Annotated in this window: 16 protein-coding genes; 6 read left to right on the top strand and 10 right to left on the bottom strand. The window is 71.4% G+C overall.

Annotation, left to right across the window (positions count from 1 at the left end):
• Positions 1 to 282: 282 nt before the first annotated feature.
• The 6 genes from ilvC to RBR11_RS01025 form a co-directional block, all read right to left on the bottom strand.
• Positions 283 to 1,311 (bottom strand): ketol-acid reductoisomerase, encoded by a 1,029-nt coding sequence (ilvC, locus tag RBR11_RS01050; protein ID WP_308487437.1) that lies wholly within the window; start codon positions 1,309 to 1,311, stop codon positions 283 to 285.
• A 94-nt stretch (positions 1,312 to 1,405) separates the two neighbouring features.
• Complete coding sequence (ilvN, locus tag RBR11_RS01045) at positions 1,406 to 1,915, bottom strand: acetolactate synthase small subunit (RefSeq protein ID WP_308487436.1); 510 nt, start codon at positions 1,913 to 1,915, stop codon at positions 1,406 to 1,408.
• 3 nt (positions 1,916 to 1,918) lie between these two features.
• Positions 1,919 to 3,721, bottom strand: coding sequence for an acetolactate synthase large subunit (locus RBR11_RS01040; RefSeq protein WP_308487435.1), 1,803 nt, complete (start codon positions 3,719 to 3,721; stop codon positions 1,919 to 1,921).
• 454 nt (positions 3,722 to 4,175) lie between these two features.
• The gene (otsB, locus tag RBR11_RS01035; protein WP_308487434.1) at positions 4,176 to 5,000 is read right to left on the bottom strand and encodes a trehalose-phosphatase; all 825 of its coding nucleotides are present in this window, start codon (positions 4,998 to 5,000) and stop codon (positions 4,176 to 4,178) included.
• Positions 4,997 to 6,415: an alpha,alpha-trehalose-phosphate synthase (UDP-forming) gene (locus tag RBR11_RS01030; RefSeq protein ID WP_308487433.1), complete on the bottom strand. Its 1,419-nt coding sequence runs from the start codon at positions 6,413 to 6,415 to the stop codon at positions 4,997 to 4,999. The genes otsB and RBR11_RS01030 overlap by 4 nt, the downstream gene beginning before the upstream one ends.
• Before the next feature lie 38 nt (positions 6,416 to 6,453).
• Complete coding sequence (locus tag RBR11_RS01025) at positions 6,454 to 7,746, bottom strand: MFS transporter (protein WP_308487432.1); 1,293 nt, start codon at positions 7,744 to 7,746, stop codon at positions 6,454 to 6,456.
• Positions 7,747 to 7,941: 195 nt separating this feature from the next.
• Here RBR11_RS01025 and RBR11_RS01020 point away from each other — a divergent pair, with 195 nt between their 5' ends.
• Together RBR11_RS01020 and RBR11_RS01015 are read left to right on the top strand one after the other, a co-directional pair.
• Positions 7,942 to 10,536 (top strand): AMP-binding protein, encoded by a 2,595-nt coding sequence (locus RBR11_RS01020; RefSeq protein WP_308487431.1) that lies wholly within the window; start codon positions 7,942 to 7,944, stop codon positions 10,534 to 10,536.
• Positions 10,537 to 10,558: 22 nt separating this feature from the next.
• A complete protein-coding gene (locus RBR11_RS01015; RefSeq protein ID WP_308487430.1) occupies positions 10,559 to 10,843 on the top strand; it encodes a hypothetical protein in 285 nt (94 codons plus the stop codon).
• A gap of 24 nt (positions 10,844 to 10,867) precedes the next feature.
• Here RBR11_RS01015 and RBR11_RS01010 read toward each other — a convergent pair whose 3' ends face one another.
• The 4 genes from RBR11_RS01010 to RBR11_RS00995 are packed head-to-tail and all read right to left on the bottom strand — an operon-like array spanning position 10,868 to position 14,001.
• The gene (locus RBR11_RS01010) at positions 10,868 to 11,314 is read right to left on the bottom strand and encodes a GNAT family N-acetyltransferase (protein WP_308487429.1); all 447 of its coding nucleotides are present in this window, start codon (positions 11,312 to 11,314) and stop codon (positions 10,868 to 10,870) included.
• A 40-nt stretch (positions 11,315 to 11,354) separates the two neighbouring features.
• Positions 11,355 to 12,557 carry an acetyl-CoA C-acetyltransferase gene (locus RBR11_RS01005; protein ID WP_308487428.1) on the bottom strand — a complete coding sequence of 401 codons (1,203 nt, stop codon included), beginning with the start codon at positions 12,555 to 12,557 and terminating at the stop codon, positions 11,355 to 11,357.
• Complete coding sequence (locus RBR11_RS01000) at positions 12,554 to 13,207, bottom strand: CoA transferase subunit B (RefSeq protein ID WP_308487427.1); 654 nt, start codon at positions 13,205 to 13,207, stop codon at positions 12,554 to 12,556. Before RBR11_RS01000 ends, RBR11_RS01005 begins: the two co-directional genes overlap by 4 nt.
• A 2-nt stretch (positions 13,208 to 13,209) precedes the next feature.
• Entirely contained in the window at positions 13,210 to 14,001 is a 792-nt protein-coding gene (locus RBR11_RS00995; protein WP_308487426.1) for a CoA transferase subunit A, read from the bottom strand.
• A 106-nt stretch (positions 14,002 to 14,107) separates the two neighbouring features.
• Between RBR11_RS00995 and RBR11_RS00990 the strand changes: the two genes are divergently transcribed.
• The 4 genes from RBR11_RS00990 (at position 14,108) to RBR11_RS00975 (ending at position 17,124) form a co-directional block, all read left to right on the top strand.
• Positions 14,108 to 14,905 (top strand): IclR family transcriptional regulator, encoded by a 798-nt coding sequence (locus RBR11_RS00990; protein ID WP_308487425.1) that lies wholly within the window; start codon positions 14,108 to 14,110, stop codon positions 14,903 to 14,905.
• Positions 14,906 to 15,066: 161 nt separating this feature from the next.
• Positions 15,067 to 15,501, top strand: coding sequence for a MarR family winged helix-turn-helix transcriptional regulator (locus RBR11_RS00985; RefSeq protein ID WP_308487424.1), 435 nt, complete (start codon positions 15,067 to 15,069; stop codon positions 15,499 to 15,501).
• On the top strand, positions 15,498 to 16,727 hold the full coding sequence (locus RBR11_RS00980) for an MFS transporter (RefSeq protein WP_308487423.1): 1,230 nt from the start codon (positions 15,498 to 15,500) through the stop codon (positions 16,725 to 16,727). Before RBR11_RS00985 ends, RBR11_RS00980 begins: the two co-directional genes overlap by 4 nt.
• Before the next feature lie 121 nt (positions 16,728 to 16,848).
• Positions 16,849 to 17,124, top strand: coding sequence for a hypothetical protein (locus RBR11_RS00975; protein ID WP_308487422.1), 276 nt, complete (start codon positions 16,849 to 16,851; stop codon positions 17,122 to 17,124).
• The last annotated feature ends 18 nt before the right edge of the window (positions 17,125 to 17,142 follow it).

Here is a 17,142-nt window from a genome sequence, read left to right as displayed (position 1 = left end):
CGCGCGGCCGAGCCCTCCCTTCCGGGGTCGTTGAGCGAGGACGCCGCAGGCGACCGAGACGAAACGCGGCACTCCTGCGAGAAACCGCGTTTCGTCTCGCTCCTCGCTGCGCTCGGGGCTCGCTCAACGACCGAGCCGGACGCGAGAACGGGCGCCCCCGAAGGGACGCCCGTTCTGCGGAACTCGAAGGATCAGCGCGCGGCCGAGCCCTCGACCCAGGCCCGAAGGGCCGGCGGCCGCCCTGCGGCCCGACCAGCACAGTCCTCCGGGACTACGTCGAGGTCAGCGCGCAGCGCTGCCCTCGACGTAGTCCTCGTCGCTCTGCTTCCAGGCGAACAGGGCGCGCAGCTCCTTGCCGGTGGCCTCGATCGGGTGCCCCTGCTCCTTCTCGCGGAGTGAGAGGAACTCGGCGGCGCCGTTGTCCTGGTCCTCGATGAAGCGCTTCGCGAACGCGCCGGTCTGGATGTCCGTGAGGACGTCCTTCATGCGCGCCTTGACGCCGGCGTCGATGATGCGCGGGCCGGAGACGTAGTCGCCGAACTCGGCCGTGTCGGAGATCGACCAGCGCTGCTTGGCGATGCCGCCCTCCCACATCAGGTCGACGATGAGCTTGAGCTCGTGCAGCACCTCGAAGTAGGCGATCTGCGGCTGGTAGCCCGCCTCGGTGAGGGTCTCGAAGCCGGCCTGCACGAGGTGGCTCATGCCACCGCAGAGCACGGCCTGCTCGCCGAACAGGTCGGTCTCGGTCTCCTCGGTGAAGGTCGTCTTGATGACGCCGGCGCGGGTGCCGCCGATGGCCTTCGCGTACGAGAGGGCGGTCGCCCACGCGGTGCCGGAGGCGTCGCGCTCGACGGCGATGATGTCCGGGATGCCGCGGCCGGCGACGAACTCGCGGCGCACGGTGTGGCCCGGGGCCTTCGGGGCGATCAGGATCACGTCGACGCCCTCGGGAGCGTCGATGTAGCCGAAGCGGATGTTGAAGCCGTGCGCGAACGCCAGGGTCTTGCCCTCGGTCAGGTTCGGCGCGATCGACTCGCTGTAGATGCCGCGCTGGTGCTGGTCCGGCGCGAGGATCATGATGAGGTCGGCCCACTGGGTGGCCTCGGCGACGGTCTTGACCGCGAAGCCCGCCTCGGTCGCCTTGGCGATCGAGGTGGAGCCCTCCTTGAGGGCGATGGCGACCTCGACGCCCGAGTCGCGCAGGTTCATCGCGTGGGCGTGGCCCTGCGAGCCGTAGCCGACGATGGCGACCTTCTTGTTCTGGATGATCGACAGATCGGCGTCTGCGTCGTAGAAGATCTCGGTGCTCACTTGTGTTTCTCCTTGTTGGGGGGTCTCGTTGTCGGTTGCGGCGTTTCGTCTCGCTCCGCCTTCGGCGGTGCTCGCTCAACGACCGGATGTCAGGTCAGCTGCGCAGGACGCGCTCGGTGATGCTCTTGCCGCCGCGGCCGATCGCGAGCAGGCCCGACTGGGCGAGCTCCTTGATCCCGAACGGCTCGAGGGCCTTCAGCAGCGCCTCGACCTTGCCCTTGTCGCCGGTGACCTCGACGACGAGCGCCTCGGGCGCGTAGTCGACGACCGACGCGCGGAAAAGGCTGACCACCTCGAGCACGTTCGACCGGGTGTTGTTGTCGGTGCGGACCTTGATGAGCATGTGCTCGCGCTGCACGGACGCGCTCTGCTCGAGCTCGACGATCTTGATGACGTTGATCAGCTTGTTCAGCTGCTTGGTCACCTGCTCGAGCGGGAGGTCCTCGACGTCGACGACCACCGTGATCCGGGAGATCCCCGGAACCTCGGTCACGCCCACCGCGAGGGACTCGATGTTGAAGCCGCGGCGCGCGAACAGGCCGGCGACGCGGGTCAGGATACCCGGGGTGTCCTCCACGAGGAGGCTCAGGACATGCGTGGACATGGATCAGTCCTCCTCGTCGAAGGCGGGCGCGTGGTCGCGCGCGTACTGGATGTAGCTGTTGCTGACGCCCTGGGGCACCATCGGCCAGACCATCGCGTCGGCGCTCACGACGAAGTCGATCACGACGGGACGGTCGTTCGTCTCGAGGGCGAGCGTGATCGCGGCGTCGATCTCCTCCTCCTTCTCGACGCGGATCGCGAGGCAGCCGTACGCCTCGGCGAGCTTGACGAAGTCGGGGATCCGGATCGTCCCGTGCCCGGTGTTCAGGTCGGTGTTCGAGTGGCGGCCGTCGTAGAACAGGGTCTGCCACTGGCGCACCATGCCGAGCGAGGAGTTGTTGATGATCGCGACCTTGATCGGGATCTCGTTGATGACGCAGGTCGCGAGCTCCTGGTTGGTCATCTGGAAGCAGCCGTCGCCGTCGATCGCCCAGACCACGCGGTCGGGCTCGGCGACCTTGGCGCCCATGGCGGCGGGGACCGCGTAGCCCATGGTGCCGGCGCCGCCGGAGTTCAGCCAGGAGTTCGGGCGCTCGTACTTGATGAACTGCGCCGCCCACATCTGGTGCTGGCCGACGCCGGCCGCGTACACGGCCTCGGGTCCGGTGAGCTCGCCGATCCGCTGGATCACGTGCTGCGGGGAGAGCAGGCCGTCCTCGGGCGGCGTGAACCCGAGCGGGAACTCGCTGCGCAGACCGTCGAGGTACGCCCACCACTCCTCGATGTCGCCCTGGGCGCCACCGGTGAGGCCGCGGAAGGCGACCTCGAGGTCGGTGAGGACCTCGCGCACGCCGCCGACGATCGGCACGTCCGCCGTGCGGATCTTGGAGATCTCGGCCGGGTCGATGTCGACGTGCACGACCTTGGCGTTCGGGGCGAACAGCTCGGCCTTGCCGGTCACGCGGTCGTCGAACCGGGTGCCCAGCGCGACGAGCAGGTCGGCCTCCTGCAGCGCGAGCACGGCGGGGACCGTGCCGTGCATGCCGGGCATGCCGACGTGCTGCGGGTGCGAGTCGGGGAACGCGCCGCGCGCCATCAGCGTGGTGACGACGGGAGCGCCCGTGGTCTCGGCGAGCTCCTTCAGCTCCTTCGACGCGTTGCCGCGGATGATGCCGCCGCCCACGTACAGCACGGGCTTCTTCGCCTCCGCGAGCAGGGTCGCCGCGGCCTGGATCTGCTTGCCGTGCGCCTTGGTCACCGGGCGGTAGCCGGGCAGGTCGTACTTCGGCGGCCACACGAACGGAGCGCTGGCCTTCTGCGCGTCCTTGGTGATGTCCACGAGCACCGGGCCGGGGCGGCCGGTGCTGGCGACCTCGAACGCGGCGGCGATCGCGCCGGGGATGTCCTCGGGCCGCTTGACCAGGATCGAGTGCTTGGTGACGGGCATCGTGATGCCGACGATGTCGGCCTCCTGGAACGCGTCGGTGCCCATCAGGGTCGAGAACACCTGCCCGGTGATCGCGACGATCGGGATCGAGTCCATGTACGCGTCCGCGATCGCGGTGACGAGGTTCGTCGCGCCGGGACCGGAGGTGGCGATCGTCACGCCCACCTTGCCGGACGCCGTGGCGTAGCCCTCGGCGGCGTGGCCGCCGCCCTGCTCGTGACGGACGAGGATGTGGCGCAGCTCCGTGGAGTCGAGCAGCGGGTCGTAGACCTCCATGATCGCGCCGCCGGGAATGCCGAACACGTCGGTGACGCCGAGCAGCTCGAGGGAGCGGACGACGGCCTGAGCGCCGGTGAGGACGGGCGCCGCCGCCGGGCGGGCGGGCGGACGCGGGACGGCTGGTGCGGTGTCAGCGGTCATGAGTGATCCTTGCGGTGGTGAACGATCGGCGGAAGCGGCGGAGCGGGGCCCCGTCGCGGACGACTTCCCGACCGGGTCCGCCAGGGGCGGAGCGCGCGGGTCGGGGATGCTGGGCTGGAACGCCTCGGGTGCAGCGCGGAGAGGACGGCTCGGCTCGTCGGAACACGCCTCGACGGCTGGAGCCCGGCTCTGGCTCCCCGACGAGTGAGTCGAGAGCGCGAGCCGCGATATCGACCCGATTCAGATCACCATCGCGCCCGGCGGTCGGAAAGACGGCCGGAGCTCTGCGTCCGATCCGGGATCCGGTTGTGCCGATCACGGTTCGAACGTGCGACCAGCCTAACGCATGATCCGCCGTGGCCCCGTCGGGGACGGGCACGGTGGGGTGAGTCGCCCCCACGGCACGCGGGACCGACGGACGGTCGGATCCGTGCGTCAGGGGCATGGGAGCAGTCTATTGCCCGGCGGCCTCGGGCGCCGCCGGGCCTCCGCCCGGCGAGGCGGCGCGGAGATCGGCGAGCGCGGACAGGAATCCGGCGAGCTGGGCGGGATCCGCCACCCGCAGCGCCGCGGCGGTGTCTCCCCCGCCGATCCGCACGCCCAGGTCCTCGGATCCGAGCGCGCGCATGCCGTCCTCGTCGGTCACGTCGTCACCGGCGAAGAGCACGGCCGTGGCGTCGACGTGCCCGCGCAGACGCGCGAGCGCGACGTCCTTGCCTTCGTCCCGCCAGGAGAACTCGCGCAGATGGTGCCCGGTCCTCCGCCGCCAGGACGGGATCCGCCGCGGCGCCCACTTCTCCACGCGGATGAAGGCGAGCTCCTCCTGTCCGGGCGCGGCGGTGCGGGTGTGCACCCCGAACCCGAACGTCTTCGGTTCGTAGACGACGCCGTCCAGGTCCGCGATGAGCGTGCGCAGTTCGTCGATCACCTCGGCCCGGTCGGCGGGAGCGGTGCTCAGGTCGGTCTCCTCGCCCGTGTCGGGGAACCAGTACTGCGCGCCGTGCGAGCCCGCCAGCAGCACGGGCGACGCGTCGTCGTGCTCCGCGATCTCGCGCAGGTCGTGCAGGCTGCGCCCGGAGACGTAGGCGACGGACGTGCCGGGCAGCGCGGAAAGCCGGGCGACGGCCCGGACCGCGTCGGGCAGGGCCCGCGCCGTCATCGGATCGCTCACGTGCGGTGAGACCGTGCCGTCGAAATCGAGCGCCACCAGCAACCGCGGCGTGCGGGCGAGCGCGGCGAGCGCCTCGTCGGGCGCACCGGGGATCCAGTCCCGGGTCATCGCGTCCTCCGCACCGCGTCGAGGGCCACGAGGAACTCGTGCGACCACGCATTCACGTCGTTCTCCAGCACCCGTTTGCGCAGCGCGCGCATGCGCCGGGACTGCTCGCTCGCGGGCATCGCCACGGCCCGCATGATGGCGTCCTTGAGCCCCTCGATGTCGTGCGGGTTGACCTGGATCGCCTGCTTCAGCTCGTCCGCCGCGCCGGTGAACTCGCTGAGCACGAGCACGCCGCGGTGATCGCCGCGGGTCGCGACGTACTCCTTCGCCACGAGGTTCATGCCGTCCCGCAGCGCGGTGACGAGCATCGCGTCGGCCGCGAGGTACAGCGCGACCATCTCCTCCCGCGGGTATCCCTGGTGCAGGTAGCGGATCGCGGTGTGCTCCACCGTGTCGTGGTCCCCGTTGATGCGCGCGACCGCGAGCTCGATCTCGTCGCGGAGCTGCGCGTACGCGTCGACCCGCTCCCGGCTGGGGCTGGCGACCTGCACGAGGGTCACGTCCTCGACCGAGAGCGTGCCCTGATCGAGCAGCTCGCCGAACGCCTTGATCCGATGGCCGATCCCCTTCGTGTAGTCGAGCCGGTCGACGCCGAGCAGGATCTTCTTCGGATGCCCGAGCCCCTCGCGGATCTCCGCCGCGCGGGCGCGGACGTCGGGGCGGGCGGCGAGCTCGACGTACGGGGTGGTGTCGATCGAGATCGGGAACGCCCGGGCGACGACCGTGCGCGGGACGGACCCGGGGACCGAGACCGTCGTCCCCTTCGTGTCCAGGTGCAGCCGGCGCCGGACCGCGGTGAGGAAATTCGACGCGTCCTGCCCGCGCTGGAACCCGACCACGTCCGCGCCGAGCAGTCCGCGCAGGACCTGATCCCGCCACGGCAGCTGCGAGTACAGGCCGTGCGCGGGGAACGGGATGTGGTGGAAGTAGCCGATCGTCAGGTCGGGGCGGAGCTCGCGCAGCAGCTGCGGCACGAGCTGCAGCTGGTAGTCGTGCACCCAGACGGTGCCGTCCTGGCTCGCGGCGCGCGCCGCCCGTTCGGCGAAGCGCTGGTTGACCTGCACGTACGACTCCCACCACTCGCGGTGGTACTGCGGCGGCGAGATCACGTCGTGGTACAGCGGCCAGATCGTGTCGTTCGAGAAACCCTCGTAGTAGTCCTGCAGCTCCCGCGACGAGAGCGTCACCGGCAGCAGCCGGATGCCGTCGGCCGTGAACGGGGCGAGCTCGAGATCGGCCTGGCCGGGCCAGCCGACCCAGGCGCCGTCGACATCGTGCATGACCGCCTCGAGGGCGGCGACGAGGCCGCCGGGCGAGCGTCGCCAGATCTCCTCGCCGTCGGGGCCCTGCACGCGGTCGACCGGGAGCCGGTTGGCGACGATCACGAACGAGGCGGTGGGCGGTGGGCTGGACATGGGACGCTCCTCACGATGGGTGGGATTGCCCCTCCAGGCTAACGAACCGGATCGGGGACGCGGGCGGAGGCGGCCCGGCGACGACGCGCCAGGGCGAGGAGGGCGTTGCCCGCTCCGGCCAGCAGCACGAGCCCCGCGGCGACCACCGGAAGCACGAGCGCGGGCTGGGCGCCGGCCGCGTCGGCGACCTGACCGGTCGTCACGGCGCCGATCGCCTGACCGACGACCATGGCCGCGCCGAGCATCGTCATGACGGTCGCGGAGCGGTCGGCGGGCCCGAATGCGGCGCCCAGGCTGTACTGCGTGACGAGGGTCGGTCCGATGCCGAATCCCATGACCGTGAGCGCGACGAGCACGGCCGGGACGTCCCGCACCCCGAGCAGCAGCAGGCTGCCGCCGAAGAGGATCCCGGCGAACAGGAGCCACCGCGCCGGCAGCGCGAAGCGCGCGGGCAGGAACGCGACCCCGAGCGCGAAGATCGCGGACCCGACACCGAGCGCGCCGTACAGGAGACCCGCCTCCTCGGCCCTGCCGTGCTCGGTCATGAACGCGGTGAGCGAGGTGAGCATGGCGCCGAAGAAGATGCCGACGCCGAGCATGCCGGCCACGACCACGAGCAGCCGGATCCGGAAGAGCTCGGAGACCTTCGACGTCGCCCGCCCGTCGACGCCGCGGTGGACGGAGACATGGGACGCGCTGGGGTGCAGCGCGAACGCGCCGACGAAGACGAGGATCACGGCGGCGGCGATCACGAGCGGCATCCACGGCGCGATGAGCGACGCGAAGAGTCCGGCGAGGAACGGGCCGAAGACGAACACGGTCTCGTCTGCGGCGGACTCGTACGCCATCGTCGACGAGGTGGTCCGGGCGCGACGTCCGGCGGGGATCCGCTCCGCGATGATCATCACCAGCCGCGACCGCGACATCGGCGAGACCTGCGGGGCGGTGGCGCCGATCGCGAAGGCGCTCAGCAGCACGAACGGATCCTGCGCCGGCGAGTACACGACGACGGCGAGCGCGACGAGGGCGGCCGCGTTCGCGACGGCGAGGATCCCCAGCACCCGCCGCTGTCCGTACCGATCGGCGGCGGCGCCGAGGAGCGGCCCGAAGCAGGCGGTGCCGATGCCCACCGAGGCGGAGGTCAGCCCTCCCAGTGACAGGGATCCGCGGGCCGCGACGACGAGGGTCAGCGTGCCGACGACCATCATCGCGAACGGCAGCCGCGCGACGAACGCGATGAGGAAGTACGGCAGTCCGACGATGCGGAGCAGGCTCGGTGCGGGCGGTGCGGCGGTCGGGCCGGTCGGCGGGGTGGAGGCGGTCGGTGTCATGGCTCTCGCGGCGTCCTCGCGAGGGAGGGCGCAGGTCGGGTGCCGCCGCTGTCCGCCGGAAGTGCCGACGGCCGGTAGATGCACAACGGTGCGGACCGGAGTCCTGACCCGAGTCTACCGTTTCGTCGTGTTTCAGGCCCGCCGCATAAATAGGTTAGCCTTGCCTTACCCTTCCCGACCCCCGATCGAGGATCCGTGCGTTCGCCCACCCTGTCCCCCGCCGTCGACCTGCTGCGCGGCGCCCCCGACGCCGTCGCCCTGTGGACCGACGCCGGCGCGCTGACCTACGCCGATCTCGTGCACCGCGTAGCGGAGCGCGGGGCCCTGCTCGGCACGACCAGGCGGCTCGTGATGATCGCCTGCCGGAACACGACCGAGACGATCGTGACCTACCTCGCCGCCCTCGCCGGAGCCCACCCAGTCCTGCTCGCCCCCGGCGGCGACGGAGACGCCGACCGGCGCACGAGAGCCGCCCTCGTCTCCACCTACGACCCCGACATCGTCGCCGCCGAGGCCGCCCTCGACGTGCGCAGGGACGGATCCGCGCACCTCCTGCACGAGGACCTCGCCCTCCTCGCGAGCACCTCCGGATCGACCGGCTCCCCGAAGCTCGTCCGGCTGTCGGCGGAGAACCTCCGCTCCAACGCCGCGGCGATCTCCGAGTACCTGGGCCTCGACGAGCGCGACCGCGGGATCACCGCGCTGCCCCTGCACTACTGCTACGGGCTCTCGGTGATCAACAGCCACCTGCACGCCGGCGCCTCGGTGGCCCTCACCGAGCGCTCGTACCTCGACGACCGGTTCTGGGCCGAGGCCGCGCGTGCGCGGATCACCGGGCTCGCCGGAGTCCCGTACAGCTTCGCGCTCCTCGAGGCCGCCGGCGGAACGGAACGACTGCCGGGCAGCCTCCGCTACGTCACTCAGGCCGGCGGACGGCTGCCCGCGGAGAAGGTCGCCGCCCTCGCCCGCGCGGGCGAGCGGCAGGGGTTCTCGTTCTACGTGATGTACGGCCAGACCGAGGCGACGGCCCGGATGGCGTATCTGCCGCCCGAGGACGCGATCCGCGCGGCCGGCGCGATCGGCCGCGCCATCCCCGGCGGGGCGTTCCGGATCGACCCCCGCGACGGGGCCGTGGGCGCGGGCACGGGCGAGCTCGTGTACACGGGACCGAACGTCATGCTGGGTTACGCGGAGTCGGCCGGCGATCTCGCGCTCGGTCGCACGATCGACGAGCTCCGCACCGGCGACCTGGCCCGGTGGCGCGAGGACGGCTACGTCGAGATCGTCGGCCGGCTGAACCGGTTCGTGAAGATCTTCGGTCTGCGCATCGACCTCGACGCCGTGCAGCAGCATCTCGAGTCGCTCGGGATCCCGGCGCGCACCGCCGCCGTCGACGAGCGGCTTCTCGTGTTCGTCCGCCGCGTCCGCGACGTCGGCGCCGCCCGGGACGCCGTCGCCCGCCGGATCGGCATCCCTGCGCGCGACGTGATCGCGCATCGCGTCGACGACTTCCCGCTGACGTCCTCCGGCAAGTCCGACACCGCGGCGCTCGTCGCCCTCCATCACGTAGCGACCGCCGCCCCCACTCCCCGCTCCGCGTCCGCGGCGGGCACCATGGCCGCCGAGATCCGGGACGTCCTGGCCCTGTGCACGTCCCGCCCGGACGCCACCGCGCACGACAGCTTCGCCACACTCGGCGGCGACTCGCTCGGCTACGTCGAAGCCGCCGTGCGGCTGGAGGACCACCTCGGCACGCTGCCCCGCGACTGGCCCTCCCTCACCGCGGCCGAACTGGCCGCCATCGTGAACGCCCCCGCCGTGACCGCCGCAGAACCCGCACGACGCCGTGGCCTGCGCCTGCGCGACCTGGAGACGCCCGTACTGCTGCGAGCGCTCGCCATCGTCCTCATCGTGGGGACGCACGCGCATCTGTTCCGGGTCCAGGGCGGCGCGCACCTGCTGCTCATCGTCGCGGGCTACAACGTGGCCCGCTTCGCATTGTCCCCGGCTCCCGGATCCCGGCCGCGTCGCCTGCTCGCCGCGATCGGGCAGGTCGCGGTCCCCGCGATGCTGTGGATCGCGGCTCTCGTCCTGTTCACCGGGAGGTATGCGCCTACGACCGCGCTGCTCCTGAACAACGCGATGCCCTACAGCGAGCAGTTCACCTCCCAGTGGCAGTTCTGGTTCCTCGAAGCGGTGGTGTGGAGCATGATCGGGCTCGCAGCGGTGTTCTCGATCCCGGCGTTCGACCGGCTGGAGAGGCGGGCGCCCTGGGCCGTCGCTCTCACGACGCTCGTCGCCACCGCGGGGCTGCGCTACGCCCTCATCGGCGTCACCGCGCACGACAACGACCGGTACGCCCTGCCGATCGTGCTGTGGTGCATCGTGCTCGGCTGGGTCGTCGCGCGCGCCGAGAACACGCGGCGTCGTCTCGTCGCGTCCGCGGCGACGGTCCTCCTGGTCGCCGGGTTCTTCGGCGAGCCGCTGCGCGAGACGATCGTGATCGCGGGCGCGTTGACACTGATCTGGATCCCGGCGATCCGGATCCCCGCGGCGCTGCGCCCCGTGATCGCCGCGATCGCGTCCGCGTCCTTCTTCGTGTACCTGACGCACTGGGTCGTGTACCCGCCGTTCTCGCAGACGTCACCGCTGTTCGGCACGGTGCTGTCGTTCGCGGTCGGCATCGCCGCGTCGTATGCGCACCGCCGCGTGACGAGGGCTGCGCCGCGCCTGCTCGCCCGGGCACGCGCCCGCCGGCCCCGGCCGGGCCGCTCGGTCGCCCCGGACTGAGAACGCGAGGTACCGTGGGGGCATGCGCAACTACGTCTTCGCCAGCGGCCTGTTCAGCGCGGTGACCAGTGGGATCGCGCTGCTGCGCGGCTCGCGCGACGCGCCCATCACGTGGCGGGCGCTGCTGGCCTGGGCGAGCTGGGGCATCACGATCGCGCTCGCGATCGGCGCGATCGTCGACATGCGCAGGGACGAGCGGGGCGAGGTCGTCGCCTACGACTCCCCCGTCGCCGCCACGCAGCTCAAGCGCGCACGCAAGCAGCTCAAGGCCGACCTGAAGGCGGAGCGCGAGGGCCGGAAGGCCTGACGCCTCTCCCTCTCCGGATCCGGTTCAGTCGAGCCCGATCTGGTAGTGGATGAACCCGCTCCGATCCGCCACGCGGTCGTAGAGCGTCCGCGCGGTCCCGTTGCTCTCGGCGGTCAGCCAGTACACCTTCGCGCTGCCCGCGGCACGCGCCGCGTCCGTCACGTGGGCGATCAGGGCGCGGCCGACGCCGCCGCCGCGCACGTCAGCGGCGACGAACAGGTCCTCCAGGTACGTGTACGGCCCGATCGCCCACGTTGCCCGGTGCTCGAGCCAGTGCACGATCCCGACCGCGCGGCCGGCGTCGTCGCGCGCGATCGCACCGTGCATCGGCTCGGCGGGGTTCAGGAACCGCGCGAACGTGGTCTCCGTCACCTCCGGGGCGATCACGGACTCGTAGAACTCCAGGTACCCGGCCCAGAGCGTCAGCCAGTCGGCACGGTCATCGGCGGTCAGGGCGGTGATCGTCGTCATGCGCCGATCCTAGGGGCCGTCCCCGGCACCCGCCGACCGTTCATCGAGTGAGGACGAGCGCCTCCCCCTGACCGCCGCCGCCGCACAGCGCGACCACGGCGGTGCCGCCGCCGCGGCGCGCGAGCTCGTGCGCCATGTGCACGACGAGCCGGTTGCCGCTCGCTCCGATCGGGTGCCCGATCGCGATGCCGCCGCCGTGCACGTTCACGATCTCGGGATCCAGCCCCAGCTCCGTCGCGGACCGGGCGACGACGGCACCGAAGGCCTCGTTGATCTCGACGAGGTCGAGGTCGGCCGTCGTGATGCCCTGCTTCTGCAGCGCACGCTCGATCGCCCGCGCCGGCTGCGCCTGCAGCGAGTTGTCCGGGCCGGCGGTCTGCCCGCTGGCGCCGATCGTGACCAGCACGGGCCAGCCCTTGGCCTCGGCGTTCGCGCGCGTGGTGACGACGACCGACGAGGCCCCGTCGGAGATCTGCGAGGAGTTGCCGGCGGTGATGGTCCCGCCGACGGCGAAGGCCGGGCCGAGCTTCGCGAGCGTCTCCACCGTCGTGTCCGGCCGGATCCCCTCGTCGGCCGTGAGCACGATCGGCTCCCCGCGCTTCTGCGGCACGTGCACGGGCACGATCTCGGACGCGAACACGCCCGAATCGCGGGCCGCGGCCGCCCGCTGGTGCGAGCGGGCGGCGACCTCGTCCTGCGCCTCCCTGGTCAGGCCGAAATGCGGATTGTGCCGCTCGGTCGACGCCCCCATGCTCTCGTTGTCGTAGGCGTCGGTGAGGCCGTCGTACGCCATGTGGTCCAGCACCTCGACGGATCCGTACGTCCAGCCGTCGCGCGAGCCCATCATCAGGTGCGGGGCGCGGGTCATCGACTCCATGCCCGCGGTGACCACCGTGAGCGCGTCGCCGGTGCGGATCATCCGCGCCGCGTCGATGACCGCGGTCAGCCCGGAAAGGCACACCTTGTTCACGGAGTGCGACGGCACGTCCCAGCCGATCCCGGCGCCGATCGCGGCCTGCCGGGCGGCGTTCTGACCGGATCCGGCGGCGAGCACCTGACCGACGATCACGGCGTCCACCTCGGCGGGGTCGATCCCGCCCTGCTCCAGCGCGCCGCGGATCGCGAGCGCGCCGAGCTGCGGCGCGGTGAATCCGGCGAGCTGTCCCTTCAGCCGTCCCTGCGGGGTCCGCGCCGCCGCGACGACGACGACGTCCTCCGGGCTGTTCTCCTGTGCGGCGCTCATGCTCGCTCCTCCAATTCGGCGGCCACCCGCAGTTCGGGTTCGGTGGCCTTGATCACATCCTGCACCGTCACACCGGGGGCGAGCTCGACCAGGAGCAATCCGTCCGGGGTGACGTCGATCACGGCCAGATCCGTGATGATCCGGTGCACGACCCCCCTGCCGGTCAGCGGCAGCGAGCAGTCGTTCACGATCTTCGGCGAGCCGTCGCGCGCCACGTGCTCCATCAGCACGATCACGCGGCCGGCGCCGTGCACGAGGTCCATCGCGCCGCCCGGACCCTTGACCATCTTCCCGGGGATCATCCAGTTCGCCAGATCGCCGGTGACGCTCACCTGCATGGCGCCGAGGATCGCGGCGTCGACCTTGCCGCCGCGGATCATGCCGAAGCTGAGGCCCGAGTCGAAGAACGCCGCCCCGGGCAGCGTGGTGACGGTCTCCTTGCCCGCGTTGATGAGGTCGGGATCGACCGCATCCTCGGCCGGATAGGGGCCGACGCCGAGGATCCCGTTCTCCGACTGCAGCACGACGGTCACGCCGTCCGGCACGTAGTTGGGCACCAGGGTCGGCAGGCCGATGCCGAGGTTCACGTACGACCCGTCGGACAGTTCGAGGGCGGCGCGTGCGGCCATCTCGTCTCTCGTCAGCGCCATGTCTAGACCTCCCCGGTCCCTGAGCCCGCCGAAGGGCGCACGGTGCGCCTCTCGATCCGCTTCTCGATGTCGGATCCGACCTCGACGATCCGGTGCACGAAGACGCCGGGCAGGTGCACGCGGTCGGGATCCAGCTCCCCCGGCTCGACGAGCCGCTCGACCTGGGCGATGCATACGCGCCCGGCCATCGCGGCGAGCGGATTGAAGTTGCGCGCCGCCTTGTTGAAGATCAGGTTGCCGTGCCGGTCGCCGAGCGCGGCGTGCACGAGGGAGAAGTCCGTGGTGATGGCCTCCTCCAGCACGAACTCGCGCCGCTCGCCGCGCACTTCGAACGCACGCACGTCCTTGGCGGGCGAAGCGACCGCGATCGTGCCGTCCGGGGCGTAGCGGCGCGGCAGACCGCCCTCGGCGACCTGGGTGCCGACGCCGGTCTGCGTGTAGAACGCGGCGATCCCGGATCCGCCGGCGCGGAGCTTCTCGGCGAGCGTGCCCTGCGGGGTGAGCTCGAGCTCGAGGTCGCCCTCGAGGAACTGCCGCTCGAACTCCTTGTTCTCGCCGACGTACGAGGAGGTCATCTTGCGGATCCGTCGGGCGTTCAGCAGGATCCCGAGCCCCCAGTCGTCGACGCCGCAGTTGTTGCTCACCACGCTGAGGCCCGTCGTGCCCTGCGCGAGGAGCGCCTCGATGAGCGCGATGGGATTGCCGGAGAGGCCGAAGCCGCCCACGGCGAGGGAGGCTCCGTCGGGGATGTCGGCCACCGCGTCGGCCGCGGAAGGCCATTGCTTGTCGATCACGCACCACTCCTTCGTGTGGGACTGTCCCCCTACCCTCCGCCTGATCCGCCCCCGGGTTCAAGCCCGAGCTTGCGATGTGGGCGCGCCGATCGCTAGCGTCCACACCATGGAACAAGCGGTTTCAACGAAGCGCATGGTGCCGGGGGCGCAGGCCATCGCGCGGGCCGCGGAACTGCTCCGCCTCGTCACCGCCTCGGCCGGCGGAGCCGCGCTGCACGAACTCGCCGCGAGCTCGGGACTCAGCCGCTCGACCGCGCACCGCCTGCTGTCCGCCCTGCGCGCGGAGGGCCTCGTGGACCAGGATCCGCACACCGCACGGTGGATGCCCGGTCCGGAGCTGTATCTCATGGGAACAGTGGCCGCCGCGCGCTACGACATCACCGAGCTCGCCCGCGACATCGTGCGCTCGCTGGCCGTGAAGACCGAGGAGAGCGCGTTCCTGTCCGTGCGCCGCGCCGATGAGACCGTGTGCCTGCTGCGCGAGGAGGGCGCGTTCCCGATCCGCTCGTTCGTGCTCAGCGAAGGCGTGCGCTTCCCCCTCGGCGTGGCGAGCGCCGGGCTCGCGATCCTGTCCTTCCTCCCCGACCACGATGTGGATGCGTACCTCGCGCGGCACCCGGACCTCGGCGAGCGCTGGGGCCGTCCGCACCGCGAGGCGCCGCTGCGCCGGCGTATCGCCGAGACCAAGGCGCGGGGATACGCCGTCAACCCTGGCCTCATCGTGGAGGGCAGCTGGGGAATGGGCGCCGCGGTGTTCGACCGTGACGGCCGACCGGAGTGGGCGCTCAGCCTCACCGGCGTCGAGTTCCGCTTCGGCCCCGACCGGTTGCCCGCGCTCGGCCGCACGCTGCTCGCGCACGCCCACCAGCTCTCCGCCCGGATCGCCGGCCGCGCCGTCCGCTGACCGGCACCCCGCGCCGTCCCTGGCGCCGGCTCGCCCTGCTCACCCCTCCCCCTGTTCGCTGGTCGCGACACGCCTCATTTCGCCCGGAGTGCGGCGTGTCGCGACCAGCGAGCAGAGATCAGCTCTTCCATTTAGATACCAGTGGGTATATACTTCTTGGTATGAATCGCGGTGAGATCCTCCAGTCCATCGTCTTCTCGGCACACACCCTCACCCGGATCGCAGCCCAGGAGGCCGGCAACGACGCGCCCGCCGCGCAGTGGCGGGCGCTCAGCCTGCTGGACACCACCGGCGACCAGCGGGTCGGCGAGCTGGCGAAGGCCAGTCGGACCACACAGCCCGGCATGACCCGCCTGATCGGCCAGCTCGAGCACGAGGGACTGGTCCGCCGCGACCCCGACCCCGACGACTCGCGCGCCACGGTCGTGACGATCACCGAGGCGGGCAGGAACGCACTGCACTCCTGGCGTCAGGAGCTGCAGAGGATCCTCGAGCCGCGATTCTCCGACCTCGACGAGACGGAGTGGCAGGTCCTCGCCCTCGCCGCCGAGATCATGCAGACGCACTCCTCACTTCTGGAAAGGACAGCACGTTGAGTTCCATCGGTTCGTCACCCTCGATCTGGAGGCAGCCCGCACAGGTATGGGCGGTCGCCTTCGCCTGCGTCGTGGCCTTCATGGGCATCGGCCTCGTCGACCCGATCCTCCCCGCCATCGCCGCCTCGCTGAAGGCGACCCCGGTGCAGACCGAGCTGCTGTTCACCAGCTACCTGCTCGTCACCGGCGTGGCGATGCTGTTCACGAGCTGGATCTCCAGCCGCATCGGCGCCAAGGCGACCCTGCTGCTCGGCCTCGCACTCATCGTCGTGTTCGCCCTCTTCAGCGCGCTGAGCGGCAGTGTCGACGCGATCATCGGCTTCCGCGCCGGCTGGGGCCTCGGCAACGCCCTGTTCATCTCCACCGCGCTGGCCACGATCGTCGGGGCCGCCAGCGGCGGATCCAGCGCGGCGATCATCCTGTACGAGGCCGCGCTCGGCCTCGGCATCGCGATCGGCCCGCTGCTCGGCGGGCTCCTCGGCGAGGTCGCCTGGCAGGGCCCGTTCTTCGGCGTCGTGGTGCTCATGGCGATCGGCTTCATCGCCGTGCTCACCCTGCTGCGCGGCCCGTTCGAGAAGCGCCGGCCCGTGCCGTTCTCCGCCCCGTTCCGCGCACTCGGTCGTCCCGCGCTCGGCGTCCTCGCCGTGGCCGCCCTGTTCTACAACATCGGCTTCTTCGTACTGCTGGCGTTCTCACCGTTCCCGCTGCACTTCACCGCGATCGGCATCGGCCTCACCTTCTTCGGCTGGGGCGTGGCGCTCGCGATCACGAGCGTGTGGGTCGCCCCGATCCTGCTGCGCCGCATGCGGATCACCCGGATCATCGTCATGGTGCTGCCGCTGCTCGCGATCGACCTCGTCGTGGCGGGGATCCTCGTCGCGAACCCCGTGGCGCTCGTGGTCTGCATCATCGTGGGCGGTCTGCTGCTCGGCATCATGAACACCGTGCTCACCGAAGCGGTCATGGAGGCGACGGACCTGCCCCGCTCGGTCGCGTCTTCGGCCTACTCGGCGGTCCGCTTCATCGGCGGCGCCGTGGCCCCGCCGCTCGCCGCGTTCATGTCCCACCTGTGGGGCGACACCGTGCCCTACGTGTTCGCAGGCGCCTCCGTGCTCGTCGCGGCCCTCGTCGTGCTGTTCGGCCGGAAGGCGCTCGCGCACATCGACACCGGCTCGCACGACCCGGCGGAGGACGCGGAGGCGATCCTCATCGGCGACGCTGCCTGAGCCGCTCGGCTCGACTGCCGGCCCCACCCGAGGGGCGTCGGAACGGCCCGTCCCGCACAACGGTGCGCGGGGCGGGCTTCGTCGTTCCTGCGACGTCGGTGCCGCACCGTACGCTGGAGTCATGCTGATCGGTGTCATCCGTCCCGTCGAGTCCCAGACCGCCACCGTGCAGGCCGAGGAGCTGGACGAGATCCAGGATCTGCTGGCCGCGCAGACCCCGCCGGGATGGCAGCTCGCCTCGGCCCCGGTCGCCATGGCGAAGAAGGACACGATCCTCACCGCCGAGGGCACGATCGTGCGCCGCGACGGCGTGCAGGAGATCGAGGCCGACGACATGACCTCGCTCGAGGCCAAGGTCCCGGACGGGTATCTGCTGCTGTCGGTGCGCTCGGTCTGAGGCCCCGGAGCCGGATCG

It is taken from the genome of Microbacterium capsulatum (assembly GCF_030865425.1).
In the GTDB taxonomy this organism is placed as follows: domain Bacteria; phylum Actinomycetota; class Actinomycetes; order Actinomycetales; family Microbacteriaceae; genus Microbacterium; species Microbacterium capsulatum.
Note: the sequence above shows the minus strand (reverse complement) of the source record. Positions and strands in the feature narration are given on the sequence as shown.